Raw genomic sequence first — 18,905 nt, forward strand, 5'->3', positions numbered from 1 at the left:
GGCCGACCGAGATCGTCGAGTTCGGCCAGGTACACGTGTCCGCTGACGGCGGTCCGGGCGGCCGGGCGCCGGATCTGGTCGACGAAGTCGGGCAGGTGCCAGGCCACCAGGTGTGTCCGGCGCGGCCGGGGTCAGCGGGTTCGCGACTGGCCGGATCGACAGTGACCGGATCGACAGTGACCGGTGAATGCGTCGGTTCGGTCAGCGGAGCGAGTCGTTCGAGGCCGGGTCGGCCGTGGCGTCGGCATGGAGTGCGATGTCCGCCAAGGCGATGCGGACGTTCGCGCTCCGGACCTGGTGGGGCAGGGTGAGCGCGTCGGCCAGCCAACCGAGCCCGCAGATGCCGAGGGTGCACAGGTGCAGCAGCCCACGGCCGGTCCTGCCGAGATAGAAGTGGTGCATGCCGAACAGGCCGAAGAAGAACCACCACAGGTACGCCGCCAGGACCGACTTCGGAACACGCGGCCCGCGGTCCTGTCGTTGCGGCGACTCGTGGCGAACGGGCGCCACGCCCGGGTGGTGAGGAACCGACCCCGTCCGCTCCACCCGAGCCGCACTGGCGGGCGCGGGGGCGGGGGCGGGGGCGGCGGGGACAGATTCGCGGGACGGCGCGCCCTCGATGGACACGCGCGGCAGGGTCCGCTCCAGCCAGGCGGGCAGCCACCAGTTCGCCCGTCCCAGCAGGTGCATCAGTGACGGGACCAGCACGGTGCGCAGGACGAAGGCGTCGATGGCGACGGCCGCGGCCAGTCCCACCCCGTACTCGGCGATGACCCGCTCGCCGCCGAAGACGAAGGCGATGAAGACACAGATCATGATCAGGGCGGCGGCGTTGATCAGCCGACCGGTCTCGGCCTGGCCGATCCGGATGGCGCGGTGGTTGTCGCGGGTGTGCTCCCACTCCTCGTGCATCCGGCTGACGAGGAAGACCTGGTAGTCCATCGAGAGGCCGAAGAGGATGGCCAGCATGATCACCGGGAGTTGGGCCTCCACCGGCCCGGCCTTCCCCAGGCCGAGGAGTTCGGAGCCCCATCCCCACTGGAACACGGCGACCACGACTCCGAAGGACGCGGCCGAGGCGAGCAGGTTCATCAGCGCGGCGGTCAGTGGCACCAGGACGCTGCGGAAGGCCAGCATCAGCAGCAGGCAGCCGAGTACGACGATCACTCCGAGGAACAGCGGCAGCTTGCCCGTCAGCAGGTCGGCGAGGTCGTCCGAGGCGGCCGTGGTGCCGCCGACGTAGACCGTCAGGCCGCTCCCCCGCTCGGCGGTGGGGACAACCTCCTTACGCAGGTGGGCAATCAGGGTGCTGGTGGACTCGTCCTGCGGTGCGCCGGTCGGCGCCACGTCGATGACGGACAGTCCGGTCGCCGCGGTGACCCGGCCGGCCGTCGCCGACGCCACTCCGGGAGTACGGCGTACGGCCTCGACCAGTCTGTTCAGGGCCGGCCTGTCGCTGGGCGCGTCCAGTTGCGCGACCAGCACCAGCGGGCCGTTGGAGCCGGGGCCGAACCCCTGGGCGAGCAGGTCGTACGCGGCCCGGGTGGTCGTGCCCTTCGGGTCGTTCCCCGCGTCCGAGGTGCCCAGGCGCAGTGACAGCGCGGGCAGCGAGAGGACGGTGACCATGAGGAGCGCGGTCAGGGCGAACAGGGTCTTGCGTCGCTCGACCTGTTCGGCCCAGCGGCCTCCGGAGCGTTCCGTTCCGAGCGGCCGCGCACCGGCCCTGGGGTTGCATGTGGACAGGGCCCGCCGCTGACGCCTGGTCAGTAGCCTGCTGCCGAAGAGGCCCAGGAGGGCCGGCAGCAGGGTCACCGACGCGGGAACCGTGGCCAGTACGGCCGTCGCGGCGCTGATCCCCATCGCGCTGAGGGGGCCGATCCGCAGGACGAGCAGACCGAGGAGGGCGGTGACGACGGTGAGTCCGGCGAAGACCACCGCCCGTCCGGAGGTGTCCAGTGCGTGTACCGCTGCCTGCTCGGGCGTCAGGCCTCGTTGCAGGCCGGTCCGACAACGGGTGACGATGAACAGGGCGTAGTCGATGCCGACGCCGAGGCCGATCAGGGCGGCGACGGTCGGGGCGTCGCTGCCCAGGGTCATCACATGCGAGGTCAGCCCGACGGCGAGCAGCCCGGCACCGAGAGCGGCGACCGCGACCAACAAGGGCAGGAGCATGCCCAGTAGTGAGCCGAAGGCGACGAAGAGGATGATGCCGGCGGCGAGCAGCCCGATGGCCTCGGTGCCCTGTCCCCCGCCCTCTGCCACGAGGCTGATGGCCTGACCGCCGAGTTCCACCCGCAGATCACCGTCACGCACGGCCCGGGCGGTGTCGATGACCCGGGTGACGTCGGCGGCCGGTATCCGCTCGGCCTGCGCGTCGAACGTCACCGTCGCGTAGCCGGTCCGGCCGTCCTTACTGATCCGGGCCGCTCCGTCGGGGCCGTACATGCTGCTGACCGAAGTGACCGAGGGCAGTGCCGCGACCCGGTCCAGCATCGAGGTGACCTTCCGCCGGACAGCGGGGTCGCGGACCGACCCGTCGTGGCGCACGTGCACCACGATCTGGTCGCTGTCCCCGGCCTGTCGGGGCTCGGACGTCTGGAGCCGAGCCTGTGCCTTGGACGATTCCAGTCCCGGCAGGCTGAACGCGTCGGAGTAGCTGGTGCCGAGCGTCGCGTACGGAACGGCGAGCGCGACCAGCAGGGTGGCCCAGATCCCGACGACGAGGAGGCGGTGCCGGAAGCACCATCTGACCAGTGCGGACATGGCTGAGCAACTTCCTTTGATGTGTCGGGAGTTGAGGAGATCGGGAAGCGGGACGGAACGGTTTCTACGTCCATCAGCCGGTCGACGTGGAAGGGGCCGTGGTGGGAATCGGCTTGCCGAGCATGGTGCAGATCGCGGCGTTCAGCAGGGCCTCGGTGGCTGCGGCGGGCTTGGGTGCCGCGATGCCGAAGATGGTCGGGACATGGACCGAGACGGTGCGTCGGCCCGTGTCGTCGGTGTAGTCCCAACTGGAGTAGCCAGGAGCCTGACCGTCGTGGCCCCAGACCGCGCCACAGGGCGTGAACTTCCGCTCCAGGCCGAGTCCGTAGCGGTTCGGATTGCCGTTCTCCTCCGCGACGGTGGTCTTCATCTCCTTGAGCTGGGCGGGCGGCAGGAGCTTGCCGGACAGCAGCGCGGTGTCGAAGCGGGCCCAGTCCTGTGCGGAGGAGACCATGCTCCCGGCCGCCCACTCCGTGTTCTCGTTGATCCAGGTGGCGTCGACGTGACCGGCGGGGCGGGCAGGGCCGACGAACACAGTCCCTGCGGGGATGCCAGGCCAGAGCACCGGGCCCAGGTGGGCGGGGTCGGGTTCGTAGCCGTGGGTGAGCCGGGGGCTCTTCGTCGTGTCGGAGCCGTTGACCAGGTAGGTGTTCCTCAGATGCAGCGGCTCGGCGATCCGTTCCTGGACCAGATCGCTCAGGCTGTGTCCGGTGGCCTTCTCGGCGACGAGGCCGAGCGCGATGTAACCGGTGTTGCTGTAGGAGTACTTCGTACCGGGCGGGAACAGCGGGTCGTGCCGGACACCCGCGGCGATCAGCTCCTCGGGGGTCCACTGCCGGTCGTCCTGACCCGTGAACGTCTTCAGGACATCGGCGTCGTCCGGGATGATGTTGTACAGGCCGCTGGTGTGGTTGAGCAGCATCCGCAGGGTGATCGCGGAGCCGTTCGGGATGAGGCCGGGCAGCCATTTCTCGACCGGGTCGGTCAGTTTGAGCCGGTGTTCGGCGACCAGTTGGAGAACGAGGGTGGCAACCATCGTCTTCGTGTTGGAGCCCATCCGGAACTCGTCGCTCGCGGTCAGCGTGTGGTCGGCCCTGGCCCAGGACGCCTGACGGGCGATCGTGGTCGCCCGCCCGTGGCTGTTGTCGACGCGCACGAGAACGCCGGGGGCCCCGGCGCCGACGACCTGCTGGGCGAGCATTGCCAGTTGGGCCTCCTGAGCGTCCGTCACGCCGGACCGTCCGGTCGAGGTGCGGGCGGTGTCCTGCGTCGCGTCGGCCGCCGTGCAGGCCGTGACCGTGCACGTCAGTGCCGCAGCCAGGGCCAGCGTCAGGCAGACCTGCCGAGCGGAGCGCGGGCAGGGGGTGTTCCGGGGCATGAGGTGTCCTCCTCGATACGGGGCATGGGTTGCCGGGGCGGCCGGGGAGCGGATCCCTGAGGGGACTGCCGCGCCGACGCCTTCCGACAGCTCCAGGCTTCCGGCGACGCGGACGAAGAACACTGGTGCTGGGCCCCGGCGATGGTGGAGGTATCCCCAGTGCGCGGACCCAAGTCGGCGGGTCATCATCAACTTCCGGCGCATGATGAACTGCCGCCCCGTCACGGTGACTTGCCGTCGGCCGTCCGTTCGACGCGGTACCGATGCACGACGATGGAGCGTGATGACCCATACCGGCGAGCAGCAAGTCCCGGTCGGCGCAGGGAAGTTGGTGGAACGTCCCGCGCTCGGCGTCGGCTGGAGGGCCGCTCTCACCCTGCGAGTGGGCCTGCTGGGCTGGTCGTTCGTCCTGCTGCTCGGTTCGGTCCTGGGTTTTGGCCTGCTCACCCTCTGGACCACCTCGCTGACGGTCGTCGCGTTCTGGGTCGGTATCCCGCTGACGCTGCTCTCGACCGTCCTGGTGCGCTGGTTCGCCGACCTGCACCGCCGGTGGGCCGCCGACCGACTCGGTGAACCGGTGGCCCGGCCCTACTCGCCCACCCCGGAAGGCAGTTGGCCGGTACAGCTGTGGGCCGTCCTGCGCGATCCGGCGACCTGGCGGGACTGGGCCTGGCTGGCGGTCAACTCGGTCACCGGGTGGTTCACCTGCGGGCTGTCGTTCCTGCTCTTCCTCTGCGGCGTCTTCTACCTCAGCTATCCGCTGGTGTTCGCGCTGACCCCTCCTGCGGTGTTCCGGACACCGCTGGGCAACGGCTTCCGTCTGCACGGCGTCGGGGAGTCGTTCGCCATGGTCCCCTTCGGCCCGGTGTTCCTTCTGATCTGGTACACCACCGCCGTACGGCTGGCGAACCTCAACGCCCTGGTGATCCACTCCCTGCTCGGGCCCACCGCGCAGGCACAACTACGGGCGCGTGTGGCTCAGTTGGCCGCCTCGCGGGCCGAGACCGTCGACACCCGGGCGGACGAACTGCGCCGGATCGAACGGGACCTGCACGACGGGGCACAGGCCCGGCTGGTGTCACTGGGCATGAGCCTGGGGCTGGCCGAACAGCTCCTGCCCCAAGATCCGCAGGCCGTCGCGGAGTTGCTGGCCGAGGCCCGTGCGTCGACCGCCGGTGCCCTGGCCGAACTACGGGACCTGGTACGCGGCATCCATCCCCCGGTGCTCGCGGACCGTGGCCTCGACGGAGCCCTGAAAGCCCTGGCGCTGGCGAACCCGATATCCACGACGGTGGTCACCAGCCTGCCCGGACGGCTGCCCGCGCCGGTCGAGTCCGCGGCCTACTTCGCCGTCGCCGAGGCGCTGACCAACGCCATCAAGCACGCCCAGGCCCAACGCATCGAGATCGGCGTGGAGTTCACGCCCCTCCCCGGCACGACGGCGGGACTGCTGACCATGTGGGTGTACGACGACGGCCGCGGCGGTGCCGCCCTCGACGCCGGCACCGGTCTGCGGGGCGTCGCACGCCGCCTGTCGGCCTTCGACGGCACGCTGACCGCCGACAGTCCGCCCGGCGGACCCACCGAGATAAGGATGTCGCTGCCATGCGCATCGTCCTAGCCGAAGATCTCGCCCTGCTCCGCGAGGGCCTGATCAGGATCTTCCGGGCCAACGGCTTCGAGGTCGTCGCCGCCGTCGACAACGGCCCTTCCCTGATGCGGGCGTTGACCACCCACCGGCCCGATGTAGCGGTCGTCGACGTGCGACTGCCCCCGACCTTCACCGACGAGGGGCTGCGCGCCGTGATCGACGCTCGCAAGCTCATCCCCGCCCTGCCCGTCGTGGTGCTCTCGCAGTACGTCGAGCAGCTGTACGCAAGGGAGTTGATGTCAGACCGCGCCGGGGCCGTGGGCTATCTGCTGAAGGACCGGGTCATGGCCGTCGACCAGTTCGTCGCCAACGTCCGGCAGGTCGCCGCCGGCAGCACGGTCATGGACCCCGACGTGGTCGCCGCCCTCCTCACCCACCGCTCCACAGACCCCCTCCTGCTGGAACTGACCCCGCGCGAGCACGAGGTCCTCTCCCTGATGGCCCAGGGCCGCACAAACGCGGCCATCGCCGGCCGGATGTACGTCAGCGAGAAGACCGTCAGCAAACACAGCGCCAACACCTTCACCAAACTCGGCCTCGAACCCTCCGACGACGACAACCGCCGGATCCTGGCAGTACTCGCCTACCTGGAGGGCTGAACCGCTCGCTGTGGCATAGGTGGCGAACAAGTCATCTCCATTTCCATGAAGGGCTCGTCCGCGATCTCCTGACTGCCACGGTCCTTGGCGATTGCGCGCATGGCCTGGGGGGTCTTCACCTCAAAGAGGGCAGAGGTCCGCAGACAACCAGGGGGAAGGTACCCCGGGTGCGTGGAGCACGCAGGATCGGACAAAGCGGTGCTCTGTGGTCTACGACCGTCCCCTCACCCGTGGGGAACATCCTCCGAACTCTGGCGGCCGGAGCCCGGTCGCCGAAATCGAGGAATCCGCTGTGCCCCGGCCTTGATGTGACGGAAGATCCCCGTATGACTCAACATCAGAGCGACCCGGCGTCGGCGACCGGCGCGGCCGACTCCTACCTGGCGGGGCTTCGTGAACGGCTTGCCGCCGACGGGTCGGTGGTGACCGGGACCACCTGGCGCGACCGCCCGGTGATGATAGGCAGCCGGTCGGACCGCAAGGCGCGGTGGTTCGGCACCAAGGCGGAACTGTTCGTCCTCGCCGCCTCGGTCCCCCAGGTCGACCAGGCCTTGCTGACCGAGTACACCGGGTGGGCGCTGGACTACGCGAAGAACCTGCGGGGCGGACTGTCCGGCGCCCGCAACGCCGCGCTGATCCTGCCCGCACTGGTCACCGGCACCGCCCAGCCCGACGCGCGGACTTGGGCCGCCAAGGACGCCCGGGTCCTCGGAACGTCACTGATCGGGAGGCCCATCACCGTGGAGACGTCGGGATCGGGAGTCACCCGGGTCACCATGTACCGGGGCGGGAGCAGGTACGGCGGGATGTTCACGGGGCACGTCCTGGAGAAGGCCGCACTGTACTTCCCCCAGTGACTCCCTCAGTAGCTTCTTAACTGCCCAACTCCCTTGGTAGCCCTGCTTGGTTGACGGGGCATCGTAGTTCCGCTTGGTTGACGGGGCATCAGGCAGGGGCAGGGACGGACGGCGGGAGTCCGCCCCTCACGCTCACCTCGTCAGCCGATGGGCTCCGGCATCGGCCGGACGTCGTAGGAGAGGCCGATGACGTTCCCGCCCGCCGGGTCGGCCAGTTCGACGCGCCAGCTGTCGGCGAACTGGTCGACACCCGCGGCCATGGGGATGGTCCCGGAGATCAGGACGGTTCCGGGGATCAGGTCGCCGCGCGAACGCAGCACGTCGACCCAGTAGCCCGGGGTGAGGAGTTCGGCCAGCGTCCCGGTCTGGATCTCCGTCTCCGCGCCGGCGTGGCCGACCCACGCGCGCAGCGTGATCTCGTCGATACGGGACTCCACATCGGCCAGTCGCCAGGCGCGGCGCGCGAGGACGTCCGGGCCGGCGTTCTTGCTCCACGCCACCCCGTGCACCTCCAGCTCGCGGTCGGTGTGATCGCACGCGGCGGTCAGCAGCAGCTCCCCGCCCTCCGCGACGACCAGCGCCCACTCCGCCTCGCCGGACGTGCGCCCGTGCTGGACCGCGACCCGCTCCGTCTGCTGGGCGAGGTACGGCGAGACGGGATAGAGCGCCGGCGTCACGGACGGACCCGGCACACCCAGCTCGGCGAGTTCCGCGACGTGCGCGGCGACATCGTCCTGACTGCGCCCGGCGTACCCGGCGTTGAGGACCTGGACGACATCGACCTCGCGCGTCGATCCGTCGGGCAGTTCGAAGGTCAGCACGGACATGAGGGCACTCCCAGGGATCGGGGAACAGGGAACCGACCACGGGAAACGGGGATCGGAGAGCCGAGAGCGGCCCCCCGGAACCTGGTTTCTCCGCGGTTGACTTCCGGCGCGGGGCTTGCGCATACGACCTGTATACAAGAAGTATGCCGGAAGGTCGATGTCTCCGAGCAAGGATGGGCACCATGCACGACACCCCGAAGAGCGGCACCGACGCTCCGAAGAGCGACGCCGGCGCCCCGCGGAGCGACACCGCCGCCTCGGCGAAACGCTCCGGCGTCCGCCGCGCCTTCGTCGCCAGCCTCACCGGCACCGCCCTGGAGTGGTACGACTTCGCCGTCTACTCCGCCGCCGCGGCCCTCGTCTTCGGGGACCTCTTCTTCCCCTCCGAGGACCCGCTCACCGGCACCCTCCTCGCGTTCTCCACCTACGCGGTCGGCTACCTCTCCCGCCCCCTCGGCGGCTTCGTCTTCGGCCGCCTCGGCGATGTGATCGGCCGCAAGAAGGTGCTGATCGCCACCCTCGTCCTGATCGGCGTGGCCACCTTCGCCATCGGCCTGCTGCCCGCCTACGGCACGATCGGCGTGGCCGCGCCCATCGCCCTGGTCGTGCTGCGCTTCGCCCAGGGTGTCGGCGTCGGCGGCGAGTGGGGCGGCGCGGTGCTGCTGTCCAGCGAGTTCGGCGACTCCCGCCGCCGGGGCTTCTACGCCTCCGCCGCACAGGTGGGCCCGCCCGCCGGCAACCTCCTCGCCAACGGTGTGCTGGCCGCCCTCGGCGCCCTGCTGACCGAGGCGCAGTTCGAGTCGTGGGGCTGGCGGGTGGCGTTCCTGCTGTCCGGCGTCCTGGTCGGTTTCGGACTGTGGATCCGCGCCAAGCTGGAGGAGACCCCGGTCTTCAAGGCGATGGAGGCCGAACAGTCCCGCCCCCAGACCCCGATCCGCGAGGTCTTCACCACCCAGCCCCGCGCCCTGACCGCCGCGATCCTGTGCCGGGTCGGACCGGACGTCCTCTACGCGATGTTCACCGTCTTCGTCCTGACCTACGCCACCCAGGAACTCGACGTGTCGCGCGGCTCCGCCCTCGCCGCCGTCCTCATCGGCTCCTCGGTCCAGGTCTTCCTGATGCCCCTGGCCGGCGCTCTCTCCGACCACGTCAACCGCCGCCTGCTGTACGGCATTTCAGCGGTCGCCGCCGCGGTGTGGCCGTTCGTCTTCTTCCCGATGGCCGCAGGCGGTTCCTGGCTGCCGCTCGCCGCCGGAGTCCTGGTCGCCCTGGTGATCCACTGCTGCCTCTACGGCCCGCAGGCCGCATTCATCGCCGAACAGTTCTCACCCCGCCTGCGCTACACCGGTTCCTCCTTGGCCTACACCCTGGCCGGCATCATCGGCGGTGCCATCGCCCCGCTCCTCTTCACCACCCTGCTGAGCGCCTACGACAGCTGGGTACCGCTGGCCCTCTACATCGCCCTCGCCTCCGCGATCTCCCTGGTGGGCGTCATGCTGGGCCGCAACCCCGAGGCCGCCGTCGACGAGGACGAACAGCTCGCCGCACCGAGGACCCCGGTCACGGCAGACCTCCACTGACCACACTCACACCACCCCGCCCCAGACAAGGAGGCACCGCCCCATGCGGATCGCCCTCAGCCAGCTCACCACCGGCCCCGACCCGGAAAAGAACCTGCGCCTCATCGAGGAGTGGACGCGCCGCGCCGCCGACGCCGGAGCCCGCGTCGTCGTCTTCCCGGAGGCGTCGATGGCCTGCTTCGGCACCCCGCTGACCCCGCTCGCCGAGCCCCTCGACGGCCCGTGGGCCGACGGCGTCCGCGAGATCGCCCGCACGACCGGCACGCTCGTCGTCGCCGGCATGTTCACCCCGGCCGACGAGGGCCGGGTGACCAACACCCTGTTGGCGACCGGCCCCGGCGTCGAGGAGTCGTACGACAAGATCCATCTCTACGACGCCTTCGGCTTCCGTGAGTCCGAGAGCGTGGCCCCGGGTTCACGCCCCGCCGTGATCGACGTGGACGGTGTCCGGCTGGGCCTGGCGACCTGCTACGACGTCCGCTTCCCGGAGCTGTTCCGGGCGCATGCCGATGCCGGGGCGGTGGGCACCCTGCTGGCGGCCTCCTGGGGTGCGGGCCCCGGAAAGCTCGAACAGTGGGAACTGCTGGTGCGGGCCCGCGCGTTGGACGCCACCGTCTGGGTCGCCGCCGTCGGCCAGGCCGATCCCGGCACCGGTCCTGGCCCGGTGCCGACCGGCAACGGGCACAGCCTGGTGGTGGGCCCCGACGGGACCGTACAGGCGTCGCTCGGCGCCGATCCGGAGCTGCTCGTGACGGACCTGGACGTCGACGAGGTCAGTGCGGTCCGCGAGAAGACGTCCGTACTGGCGAACCGGCGGCCGGAGGTGTGGCGATGAGCGGCCCCGAGTTGGAATTCCACCGGCCGGACGGGCCCTGGACTGCCCCGGCCGGCGCCGGACCCGGTGTCGAGGAGTGCGTGCTGGCCGAGGACCCCGAGAGTGGTCGGCGCACCGCGCTCGTGCGGTGGGCGCCGGGTACGGACTCCTCGGCCGCGGGCGTGGCCCTGCACGACGTGTGGGAGGAGGTCTATCTCGTCGAGGGAGCGATGCACGACCTGACGCTGGACCGCACCTTCACGGCGGGCATGTACGCCTGCCGTCCTCCGGGCATGCCGCACGGGCCGTGGACCTCGGCGGACGGCGTGACGATGCTCGTGATCACGTATCCCTGACTCCCGCGGAGCGGCCTCAGCCGTCGAGGAGCACCTTGAGGGTCGACCGCAGGTGGTGGTCGATGGCCGCGCACGCCGCCTGCGCGTCACCGGCGGCGAGGGCGTCGACGATGGCCTCGTGCTCGTCGAGCACGGCCTTCTGCCGGCCCTGCCGGTTGAAGACGGCGACCACTCCGGCGCGGACCTGGCGGCTGCGCAGACCGTCGTAGTGCCGGTCCAGAAGGGTGTTTCCCACGGCCGCCACGAGGGACGCGTGGAAGCGGTGGTCCACGGCGATGAACTCGTGGGTCTCCTCGGCGCCGGTGAGCGCGCGCTGCTGTTCCAGCAGGGAGCGGAGTTCCTCCAGGGGCACCCGCTCGGCGGCGACCAGCCGCTCGGCCGCGTACCGCTCGACCAGGCCGCGCAGCTCCATCAGCTCCCGGACCTCGCGCCCCGTCAGAGGGGCCACCCGGGCACCGCGCTTGGGCACGAGTTCGACCAGGTCCTCCGCGGCGAGCATCAGCAGCGCCTCGCGGATGGGGGTGCGGGAGACACCGATACGATCGGCCAGCTCCTGCTCCGACAGGAAGGCCCCCTGCATCTCGGGGTCCGTCAGCACCGTGTCCTTGAGATACGCGTAGGCCTTCTCCCGACCGGACGCCACGGCAACCCCCAGACATCGCATACAATTTGTATACCGACGCTACCACGCGCGTTCCCGCCCGAGAGAGCCGTACGGCGTCGGCCCGCACCCCGCCTCCGGGGGCCGGCGCCGACGCACGAGCTCGGCTCAGTGGATAGAGTTCGACGGACTGGACTCCGATCAGAGCCCTTTGACGTAACGGCCTGGTGTTCGGCACACGGCCACACCAGGCAGAGGGTGCAATACACCGAAAGTGACAGAATTGACCATGAGCAACGTCTACTTCGACATCACCATCGACGGCGCCCCCGCCGGCCGCATCGTCTTCAACCTCTTCGACGAGGTCGTCCCGAAGACCGCCCGCAACTTCCGCGAGCTGGCCACCGGGCAGAACGGTTACGGCTACGCCGGTTCCGGCTTCCACCGCGTCATCCCGCAGTTCATGCTGCAGGGCGGTGACTTCACCAACCACAACGGCACCGGTGGCAAGAGCATCTACGGTGAGAAGTTCGCGGACGAGAACTTCGACCTGAAGCACGACCGCCCGTACCTGCTGTCGATGGCGAACGCCGGCCGCAACACCAACGGCTCGCAGTTCTTCGTCACCACGGTCGTCACCTCGTGGCTCGACGGCAAGCACGTCGTCTTCGGCGAGGCCGTCGAGGGCACGGAGATCATCGACAAGATCGAGTCCCTGGGCTCGCAGTCGGGCGCCACGAAGGCCAAGATCGAGATCGCGGCGTCGGGCGTCGTCGAGGGCTGATCCAGCCCCGTACACGGTCGTGGCCGCGGGCCCCGGTGATGATGTCTCGTCGCCGGGGCCCGCGGCATGTCCGGGGCGGGAGCGCGGGGCAGACGCCACGCAGGCGCCGGTGTATGCCCTCAGTGCGGTGGGAGATGTCCAGGCCGGCGAGGAAGAACGTCGCGATCATCATCTGGTTGACCGGGACGGGCAGTTGGCCGCAGGGGCCGCCTTCCAGGTAATCCTCGCGCAGGGTACGGGAGTTGAGGTACGACTCGTCGGCCAGCGCGGCGCGCAGATAGCGGGCGGTGACCGCGCACGCGTAGTCGACCATGTCGGCGATCGCCTGCTCGCGCCCCCGGTACGCCTCGACGGCGATGGTCTCGCGCCACAACTCGGCGCTGTTGGCGGCACGGGAGCGCTCGACCTCGCGCAGCAGCCGCGACGGGCTCGCCAGACAGGCGACCAGGAGATAGGTCTCGCCCCGCGCGTCGGTGAAGTGGGCTAAGGCGCGGCCGTGTTGGGGCGCGAGGTCCTGGACGCTCCCGGGGATGTCGTAGGCGAGTTGGGGGATCGCCAGCAGCTGCGTGCCGTCGAGCTCGAAGGACTCCACGGCACGCGCCCCGGATGTGGGCAGCGCGCCTACCTCCGTCAGGCGGGGTGCGTGGGTGGCGGACATGTGGTTCCTCGATTCGGGGTACGGCAGCAGGTCGGTGTACGGCGGCGGGGGCGCGGCGCGACTCGGTCAGCGCGGCGGGTCGGACTGAAGCCAGCCGTCTGCTGTCACAGGCGAGGCAGGTCGGGCTGGAGCAGGCCGTGCGCCGCGAGCCGGGTCAGCGCCTCGACCGCCGCGTCGCCCTCCGCCTCGTTCTCCGGCGGGGCCACGAGCCGGCAGAAGCGGAATCCGGGACCGGAGCGGAATCCGGGCAGGGACGGGCGCTCCGCGGCGTACTACGCCGGTACCTCGCCACCGGTCGCGTCCTCGTGCCGCGCCCCAGGGCTGACGAGACCCGTCTCGTACGCGACGACGACCGCCTGGGCCCGGTCGCGCAGGGAGAGCTTGGCGAGGATGTGGGAGACGTGGGTCTTGACCGTGGCCTCGGAGAGGTGGAGCCCGGTGGCCAGTTCGGCGTTGCTCAGGCCCTGGGCGAGCAGGCGCAGGACGTCGAGTTCGCGAGGCGTGAGGGCGGCCAGGTCGCGGTGGAGGGAGGCCGTTTCCGGGGCCCGGCGGGCGAACCGCTCGACCAGTCGGCGCGTGATGGCGGGGGCGAGCAGCGCGTCACCGGTGCGGACCGTGCGGACGGCGGCGACGAGGTGTTCCGGGGTGACGTCCTTGAGGAGGAAGCCGCTGGCTCCGGCGGCCAGCGCCGCGTAGACGTAGTGGTCGAGGTCGAACGTGGTCAGCATGACCACGCGCGGCGCGTCCGCGGCGCCAACATCCTTGAGAATGCGCCGTGTTGCCTCCAGGCCGTCCATGTCCGGCATGCGGATGTCCATCAGCACCACGTCGGGCCGGGTGCGCCGGACCGCGTCGACGGCTTCGGCGCCGTCGGTCGCCTCGGCGACCACCTCGATGCCGTGGGCGTCGAGGATCAGCCGGAAGCCGGTACGTACGAGAGCCTGGTCGTCGGCGACCACGACGCGCGGGGCGCGGTTCACAGGTCCTCCAGGGGGATCAGGGCCCGCACGCGGTAGCCGCCGAGCGGGCGGGGGCCGGTGCACAGGGTGCCGCCGTAGACGGCGAGGCGTTCACGCAGGCCGATCAGTCCGCGGCCGTTCCCGGTGACCGCGACGGGGCCGGGCCTGCCGCCGGTGTCGGTGACCTCGACCTGCAACTCACCTTCGCCGTAAGACACTTGGACGCTCGCGTCGGCGCCGGACGCGTGTTTGACGGTGTTGGTCAGGGCTTCCTGGACCACGCGGTAGGCGGCCAGTTCGATGCTGGCGGGGAGGGGGCGGGGCGTTCCGGAGACGGTCAGTTCGACCGGCACACCGGCACCGCGCATGCGGCCGATCAGCGCCTCCAGCCGGTCGAGTCCCGGTTGCGGATCCAGGGCCGAGATCGCCAACTCATCGGCGTCCTCGCCCAGTTCCATGGTCAGCAGGCCCATCACGTCGCGCAGCTCCCCCATCGCCGCCCGGCCGCCCGCCTCGACGGCGAGGAGTGCCTCGCGGGCCCGCTCCGGGGACTTGTCCATGATCGAGCGGGCGGCGCCGGCCTGGATGACCATCACGCTGACGTTGTGCGTGACGACGTCGTGCAACTCCCGCGCTATCCGGGCCCGTTCGTGTTCCACGGCCCGACGCAGCTCCTCGGCCCGGGCGCTCTCCACCGCGGTGAGCCGGGTGCGGGTCTCGGCGGCCCGGAGTTTCCAGGTGCGCAGTCCGATGGCGGCCACGACCATCGGCACCGAGATGAACAGGGGCACGTACTGGGTGGGCACGGTCGGGGCGACGTAGAAGTACGGGTTGACCGGGCCGACTTGGCCTGTTCTGCTGATCACGGCGACCGCCACGGCGAGGCTCGCCAGGGTCGGCAGGCGGTGCGGGCTGTAGGCCGCCGCGCTGTAGGCGGCGATGACGCAGGCGTAGAAGGTGAGCCGGGCGACGTCGTCCGGGGTCAGCGCCGTCGCGACCGTCACGAGCCACAGGACGGCGAGGGGGTAACGGCGTCGCCACGCCAGCGAGGCCGAGGCGAGGAACACCAGGATCACCAGGTCGGTCATGCGGTGCAGGTGGGCCTCGTCGTAGCCGTCGCCCCACGCGTACTGCACCGACACGAAGGTGAGAACGAGCGCGAGCGCGGCGTCGACGAGCCGCTGTTGCCCTGTGGGGCGCGGCAGTTGGCCCCCGGGGCGCAGCAACGAGCCGACCGCCCGGCGCAGCCGGACCGGGACCAGCCGAGCCGGAAACGGCCGAGCGTGGACTGGTCGAGCCGGAGCTTCCTCTCCCACCGTCACCGGCCCATTCTCTCGGGTACCGACGGCGCCCGGAATCCCTCCGGCGGACGGGCCGCCTACATCCGTCGGCTACATCTCAAGGATGACGTCGTGGCCCATCACCCCAGTGCGGTACGGCATTTGGTCCCGCCGACCGGCGCGCCCGGGACGGTCGCCCTCCTAGCGTCGGGACATCCGATCCAGAAGGGCCACCACGCCGATGCCGACACCCCTGTCCGTGCAACCACCCCCACCACCATCAGTCATCGAACTCCTCGATGTGAGTCGCCGCTACGGCGGCGGGCCGCCCGCGTTGGAGGACGCGTCGCTGAGCGTGCGGGCCGGTGAGGCCGTCGCGGTCCTCGGGCCGTCGGGCAGCGGCAAGTCGACCCTGCTGAACCTCATCGCCGGTCTGGACCGGCCGGACTCCGGGTCCGTCACCGTGGACGGGGTGCGGGTCGACCGGTTGGGCGAAGCCGGGGCGGCACGTTACCGGCGGGCGAAGATCGGCATGGTCTTCCAGTTCTTCCATCTGCTGGACGATCTCTCGGTCGCCGACAACGTGGCGCTGCCCGCACGACTGGCGGGCCTCGGACGACGCGAGGCCCAGAACCGGGCGGCCGAGTTGCTGGAGTCACTCGGCATCGCCCGGCACGCCGGCGCTGGTCCGAACCGGCTGTCCGGCGGCGAACGCCAACGGGTCGCCGTAGCAAGGGCGTTGATGAACCGCCCCCAGCTCCTCCTCGCCGACGAGCCGACCGGCGCGCTGGACTCCGCGTCCGGCGAGGAAGTAAGCCGCCTGCTGAGGGAGTTGAACGCCGACGGCCAGACGATCGTCGTCGTCACACACGACACGGAACTGGCACGGTCATGCACCCGCCGCACGATCCGGCTCGTCGACGGCCGGATCACGTCCGACGCCACCACCCCCGTCGCGGATCCGGAGTCCGTCCGATGAGCGCGCTGGGCCGGGTGATCCGCTCGGGCATGGCCCGTCGCCGAGTGCAGACGCTGGTGATCGGGCTGGCCACGATGCTGGCGGTGACGGCGTCCGTGCTGGGCGGTGCGCTGCTCGTGTCGTCCGAGGCACCGTTCGACAAGGCCTTCGACCGGCAGAACGGGGCGCAGTTGACGGCACAGTTCGACGCGAGGATGACCACGGTCACCCAACTCGCCCACTCCGCAAGGGCGTTGGGTGTCACGGAAACGGCAGGCCCGTTCCCGACCGTGACCGTCACACCGGGGTTCAACGGGCACAGCGGAGCGCCACTCTCGGTGGTCGGCCGTTCCACGCCCGGCGGCAAGATCGACAAGATGACGATGACCAGGGGCCGTTGGGTCAAGGGTCCCGGCGAGATCGTCGTATCGGCGGACACCGGACCCGAGGGACGGCTCGGCCGGAAACTGGAGTTCCCGGACCTGCCCGGCAGCCCGACGCTGACGGTGGTCGGAGTGGCCCGCTCGGTCAGCCGTACGGCCGACGCATGGGTACTGCCGTCGCAGACAGCCGAGTTGACCCCGTCCGGCAAGGTCACCGGCTACCAGATGCTCTACCGCTTCACCCACGCCGACAGCTCGGCCTGGATGTCCCGGGACCGCGAGGCGATCACGGCGACGGCACCCGCGAAGTCACTCACAGGGGCCCAATCCTGGCTCGGCGTAAGGAAGGTCGCCACACGGGAGACCGCCCTGTTCGTACCCTTCCTGGTCGCGTTCGGGGTGCTGGGCCTGGTCATGTCGGTACTGATCGTCGGCAACGTGGTCGCCGGGGCGGTCGCGACCAGCCGGCGCCGGATCGGCATCCTCAAGGCCGTCGGCTGCACACCGGGCCAGGTCGTCCGGGCATGCGCGGGACAGGCCTTGATCCCGGCTGCGGCAGGGGCGGCTCTCGGTACGGCCGCCGGGCACCTGCTCGCCACCCCTGTCCTCTCCGACACCGCGGACGCCTACGGCACGGCCGGGCTCGGGGTCGAGTTGTGGGTCGATGTCGCGGTGATCGGCGGGGTGTTGGGCCTGGTCACTCTCACCGCGTGCGCGAGCGCTTGGCGGGCGGGGCGGCTGCGTACGGTTGACGCATTGGCGGTTGGGCGGACTCCGGTGGCGGTGCGGTGGCGGTGGGCAGCCCGACTCGCCGCCCGGCTGCCGGTGTCGCGGGCCGTGGGGCTGGGTCTGGCTCGGCCGTTCGCGCGGCCCGGGCGTACCGTCGCGATGGTCGTCGCCGTGTTGTTCGGGGTCGCGGCCGTCACCTTCGCCGTCGGGTTGTCCTCGTCGTTGGGTGAGGTGATCGCGTCCAAGAACCACAACGCGGCCGACGTCACCGTTGCCACGTCGAGTGGGCCCGGCAGGGCGGTCCGCCAGGGACAGCCGACCGCCGCCGATCCCGCCACCGTCGCCTCGATCACCGTCGCCATCACCGCCCGACCCGGCACTCGTGCCTACTACGGCAGCGCGACCACAGACGCGACCGTCTCGGGGATGAGCGGAACCGTCACCGTGACCGCGTTCGACGGTGACGCCTCCTGGGGTGGGTTCACGATGGTGAGCGGGCGGTGGTTCAAAGGGGCGGGCGAGGCCGTCGCGCCCAGCACCGTCCTCACCGCCACCGGATCGAAGGTCGGGGACACCATCACACTCACCGTGCGGGGCAAGCCAGTTGAGGTCCGTATCGTCGGTGAAGTATTCGACACCGGCAACGACGGCAGGACGGTCCTCACCGACGCCGCCACGCTCCAGCCCGCCGTACCCGGCCTCAACTCCACCACCCAGTACGTCGATCTGAAACCCGGCACGGACACGCACGCGTATCTCACCGCGCTCAACGCCGAGTTGAAGCCCCTGGGGGTCACCGCGAGCACCGGCAAGTCCTCGAACGGCAGCGACACCGTCACCGTCCTCGACTCGCTCACCGCGCTGCTCACCCTGATGCTGGTGTGCGTCGCGGGGCTCGGTGTGCTGGGCGGGGTCGTCCTCGACACCCATGAGCGCGTGCACGACCTCGGCATCCACAAGGCGCTCGGCATGACACCCCGGCAGACCGTCACGATGGTCGTCAGCTCGGTCGTCCTGCCCGGACTGGCCGGCGGCGCCCTCGGCGTGCCGCTGGGCCTGGCCGTGCACGGCGCGGTGATCCCCGCGATGGGCCACGCGGCGGGCCTACGGCTGCCCCGCGCCGTCATCGATGTCTACGACGCCCAGGACCTGGTCCTGCTCGGGCTCGCCGGGGTCGCGGTCGCCGTACTCGGCTCCCTGCTGCCGGCGGGCTGGGCGGCACGCATCCGCACGGCGACCGCGCTCCGCGCCGAGTAGAGCCCCATAGACGCGCCGCGAGGGCACGCAACCCTCTCGCAACCTTGCCCGTGATGCGCTGGGCCACCCGCACCCCTCCCCCACCCGCCTCCCTGGGACGGCTGACATGGACGACAACACCCCGCGCGTCGAACTCACCCCCGCCGCAGCCGATCTGCTGCGCCAACTCCACTCCCAGCACGGCCCGTTGATGTTCCACCAGTCCGGCGGCTGCTGCGACGGCAGTGCGCCCATGTGCTTCCCGGAGGGCGAGTTCCGCACCGGTGGTTCGGACGTGCTGCTCGCCGAGCTGGTGGTCGAGGGCGTGCCGGAGCCCGTGACGTTCTGGATCTCGCGCAGCCAGAACGAGGTCTGGAGCCATACGCGGCTGATCGTGGACGTCGTAGCAGGGCGCGGCAGCGGTTTCTCGTTGGAAGCACCCGAGGGGGTGCGTTTTCTCACTCGTTCCCGTGTAGTCGGCGCCTAGCAGCC

17 protein-coding genes are annotated in these 18,905 nt (G+C 70.7%); 10 read left to right on the top strand and 7 right to left on the bottom strand.

Translation table 11 applies throughout. The features are described from left to right. Nucleotides 1-201 precede the first annotated feature (201 nt). Both OG407_RS09180 and OG407_RS09185 read right to left on the bottom strand, forming a co-directional pair. Nucleotides 202-2,763 carry an MMPL family transporter gene (locus OG407_RS09180; protein ID WP_405856761.1) on the bottom strand — a complete coding sequence of 854 codons (2,562 nt, stop codon included), beginning with the start codon at nucleotides 2,761-2,763 and terminating at the stop codon, nucleotides 202-204. 73 nt (nucleotides 2,764-2,836) lie between these two features. Further along, nucleotides 2,837-4,141: a serine hydrolase domain-containing protein gene (locus OG407_RS09185; RefSeq protein ID WP_405856763.1), complete on the bottom strand. Its 1,305-nt coding sequence runs from the start codon at nucleotides 4,139-4,141 to the stop codon at nucleotides 2,837-2,839. 283 nt (nucleotides 4,142-4,424) lie between these two features. On the opposite strand from OG407_RS09185, the gene OG407_RS09190 reads away from it, so the two are divergent. The 3 genes from OG407_RS09190 (at nucleotide 4,425) to OG407_RS09200 (ending at nucleotide 7,248) form a co-directional block, all read left to right on the top strand. Further along, nucleotides 4,425-5,762: a sensor histidine kinase gene (locus tag OG407_RS09190; RefSeq protein WP_405856765.1), complete on the top strand. Its 1,338-nt coding sequence runs from the start codon at nucleotides 4,425-4,427 to the stop codon at nucleotides 5,760-5,762. Further along, the gene (locus OG407_RS09195) at nucleotides 5,747-6,391 is read left to right on the top strand and encodes a LuxR C-terminal-related transcriptional regulator (protein ID WP_405856767.1); all 645 of its coding nucleotides are present in this window, start codon (nucleotides 5,747-5,749) and stop codon (nucleotides 6,389-6,391) included. The genes OG407_RS09190 and OG407_RS09195 overlap by 16 nt, the downstream gene beginning before the upstream one ends. 326 nt (nucleotides 6,392-6,717) lie before the next feature. Beyond that, a complete protein-coding gene (locus OG407_RS09200; protein WP_405856768.1) occupies nucleotides 6,718-7,248 on the top strand; it encodes a hypothetical protein in 531 nt (176 codons plus the stop codon). Nucleotides 7,249-7,388: 140 nt separating this feature from the next. Here the strand turns inward: OG407_RS09200 and OG407_RS09205 are convergent, their stop codons facing one another. Beyond that, complete coding sequence (locus OG407_RS09205) at nucleotides 7,389-8,075, bottom strand: DUF2848 domain-containing protein (RefSeq protein WP_405856770.1); 687 nt, start codon at nucleotides 8,073-8,075, stop codon at nucleotides 7,389-7,391. Nucleotides 8,076-8,257: 182 nt separating this feature from the next. On the opposite strand from OG407_RS09205, the gene OG407_RS09210 reads away from it, so the two are divergent. From OG407_RS09210 to OG407_RS09220, 3 genes are read left to right on the top strand one after another with little or no spacing between them, the layout of a single operon-like run. After that, nucleotides 8,258-9,655, top strand: a complete 1,398-nt coding sequence (locus OG407_RS09210) for an MFS transporter (RefSeq protein ID WP_405856772.1) — start codon at nucleotides 8,258-8,260, stop codon at nucleotides 9,653-9,655. 43 nt (nucleotides 9,656-9,698) lie between these two features. Beyond that, nucleotides 9,699-10,490, top strand: a complete 792-nt coding sequence (locus OG407_RS09215; protein ID WP_405856773.1) for a carbon-nitrogen hydrolase family protein — start codon at nucleotides 9,699-9,701, stop codon at nucleotides 10,488-10,490. Continuing rightward, nucleotides 10,487-10,825 carry a cupin domain-containing protein gene (locus OG407_RS09220; protein ID WP_328684823.1) on the top strand — a complete coding sequence of 113 codons (339 nt, stop codon included), beginning with the start codon at nucleotides 10,487-10,489 and terminating at the stop codon, nucleotides 10,823-10,825. The genes OG407_RS09215 and OG407_RS09220 overlap by 4 nt, the downstream gene beginning before the upstream one ends. Before the next feature lie 16 nt (nucleotides 10,826-10,841). Here OG407_RS09220 and OG407_RS09225 read toward each other — a convergent pair whose 3' ends face one another. Beyond that, nucleotides 10,842-11,468, bottom strand: a complete 627-nt coding sequence (locus tag OG407_RS09225; RefSeq protein WP_405856775.1) for a GntR family transcriptional regulator — start codon at nucleotides 11,466-11,468, stop codon at nucleotides 10,842-10,844. Nucleotides 11,469-11,715: 247 nt separating this feature from the next. Here OG407_RS09225 and OG407_RS09230 point away from each other — a divergent pair, with 247 nt between their 5' ends. Then, the gene (locus OG407_RS09230; protein ID WP_405856777.1) at nucleotides 11,716-12,210 is read left to right on the top strand and encodes a peptidylprolyl isomerase; all 495 of its coding nucleotides are present in this window, start codon (nucleotides 11,716-11,718) and stop codon (nucleotides 12,208-12,210) included. Here OG407_RS09230 and OG407_RS09235 read toward each other — a convergent pair. From OG407_RS09235 to OG407_RS09245, 3 genes are all read right to left on the bottom strand, one after another. Next, nucleotides 12,122-12,868 (bottom strand): DUF5624 domain-containing protein, encoded by a 747-nt coding sequence (locus OG407_RS09235; protein ID WP_405856779.1) that lies wholly within the window; start codon nucleotides 12,866-12,868, stop codon nucleotides 12,122-12,124. The genes OG407_RS09230 and OG407_RS09235 overlap by 89 nt on opposite strands. 272 nt (nucleotides 12,869-13,140) lie before the next feature. Continuing rightward, nucleotides 13,141-13,848, bottom strand: coding sequence for a response regulator (locus tag OG407_RS09240; RefSeq protein WP_405856781.1), 708 nt, complete (start codon nucleotides 13,846-13,848; stop codon nucleotides 13,141-13,143). Then, nucleotides 13,845-15,149, bottom strand: coding sequence for a sensor histidine kinase (locus OG407_RS09245; protein ID WP_405856783.1), 1,305 nt, complete (start codon nucleotides 15,147-15,149; stop codon nucleotides 13,845-13,847). The genes OG407_RS09240 and OG407_RS09245 overlap by 4 nt, the downstream gene beginning before the upstream one ends. A gap of 199 nt (nucleotides 15,150-15,348) precedes the next feature. Here OG407_RS09245 and OG407_RS09250 point away from each other — a divergent pair, with 199 nt between their 5' ends. From OG407_RS09250 to OG407_RS09260, 3 genes are all read left to right on the top strand, one after another. Continuing rightward, nucleotides 15,349-16,086 (top strand): ABC transporter ATP-binding protein, encoded by a 738-nt coding sequence (locus OG407_RS09250; protein WP_405856785.1) that lies wholly within the window; start codon nucleotides 15,349-15,351, stop codon nucleotides 16,084-16,086. Next, the gene (locus OG407_RS09255; protein ID WP_405856787.1) at nucleotides 16,083-18,434 is read left to right on the top strand and encodes an FtsX-like permease family protein; all 2,352 of its coding nucleotides are present in this window, start codon (nucleotides 16,083-16,085) and stop codon (nucleotides 18,432-18,434) included. The genes OG407_RS09250 and OG407_RS09255 overlap by 4 nt, the downstream gene beginning before the upstream one ends. 106 nt (nucleotides 18,435-18,540) lie before the next feature. Continuing rightward, on the top strand, nucleotides 18,541-18,900 hold the full coding sequence (locus tag OG407_RS09260) for a DUF779 domain-containing protein (RefSeq protein WP_405856789.1): 360 nt from the start codon (nucleotides 18,541-18,543) through the stop codon (nucleotides 18,898-18,900). Nucleotides 18,901-18,905 lie beyond the last annotated feature (5 nt).

It is taken from the genome of Streptomyces sp. NBC_01515 (assembly GCF_045040345.1).
Classification (GTDB): Bacteria; Actinomycetota; Actinomycetes; order Streptomycetales; family Streptomycetaceae; genus Streptomyces.

Coding starts and splice junctions, on each gene's coding strand:
- OG407_RS09180 (WP_405856761.1), bottom strand. CDS start 2,763: ATGTCCGCACTGGTCAGATGGTGCTTCCGGCACCGCCTCCTCGTCGTC.
- OG407_RS09185 (WP_405856763.1), bottom strand. CDS start 4,141: ATGCCCCGGAACACCCCCTGCCCGCGCTCCGCTCGGCAGGTCTGCCTG.
- OG407_RS09190 (WP_405856765.1), top strand. CDS start 4,425: ATGACCCATACCGGCGAGCAGCAAGTCCCGGTCGGCGCAGGGAAGTTG.
- OG407_RS09195 (WP_405856767.1), top strand. CDS start 5,747: ATGCGCATCGTCCTAGCCGAAGATCTCGCCCTGCTCCGCGAGGGCCTG.
- OG407_RS09200 (WP_405856768.1), top strand. CDS start 6,718: ATGACTCAACATCAGAGCGACCCGGCGTCGGCGACCGGCGCGGCCGAC.
- OG407_RS09205 (WP_405856770.1), bottom strand. CDS start 8,075: ATGTCCGTGCTGACCTTCGAACTGCCCGACGGATCGACGCGCGAGGTC.
- OG407_RS09210 (WP_405856772.1), top strand. CDS start 8,258: ATGCACGACACCCCGAAGAGCGGCACCGACGCTCCGAAGAGCGACGCC.
- OG407_RS09215 (WP_405856773.1), top strand. CDS start 9,699: ATGCGGATCGCCCTCAGCCAGCTCACCACCGGCCCCGACCCGGAAAAG.
- OG407_RS09220 (WP_328684823.1), top strand. CDS start 10,487: ATGAGCGGCCCCGAGTTGGAATTCCACCGGCCGGACGGGCCCTGGACT.
- OG407_RS09230 (WP_405856777.1), top strand. CDS start 11,716: ATGAGCAACGTCTACTTCGACATCACCATCGACGGCGCCCCCGCCGGC.
- OG407_RS09235 (WP_405856779.1), bottom strand. CDS start 12,868: ATGTCCGCCACCCACGCACCCCGCCTGACGGAGGTAGGCGCGCTGCCC.
- OG407_RS09250 (WP_405856785.1), top strand. CDS start 15,349: ATGCCGACACCCCTGTCCGTGCAACCACCCCCACCACCATCAGTCATC.
- OG407_RS09255 (WP_405856787.1), top strand. CDS start 16,083: ATGAGCGCGCTGGGCCGGGTGATCCGCTCGGGCATGGCCCGTCGCCGA.
- OG407_RS09260 (WP_405856789.1), top strand. CDS start 18,541: ATGGACGACAACACCCCGCGCGTCGAACTCACCCCCGCCGCAGCCGAT.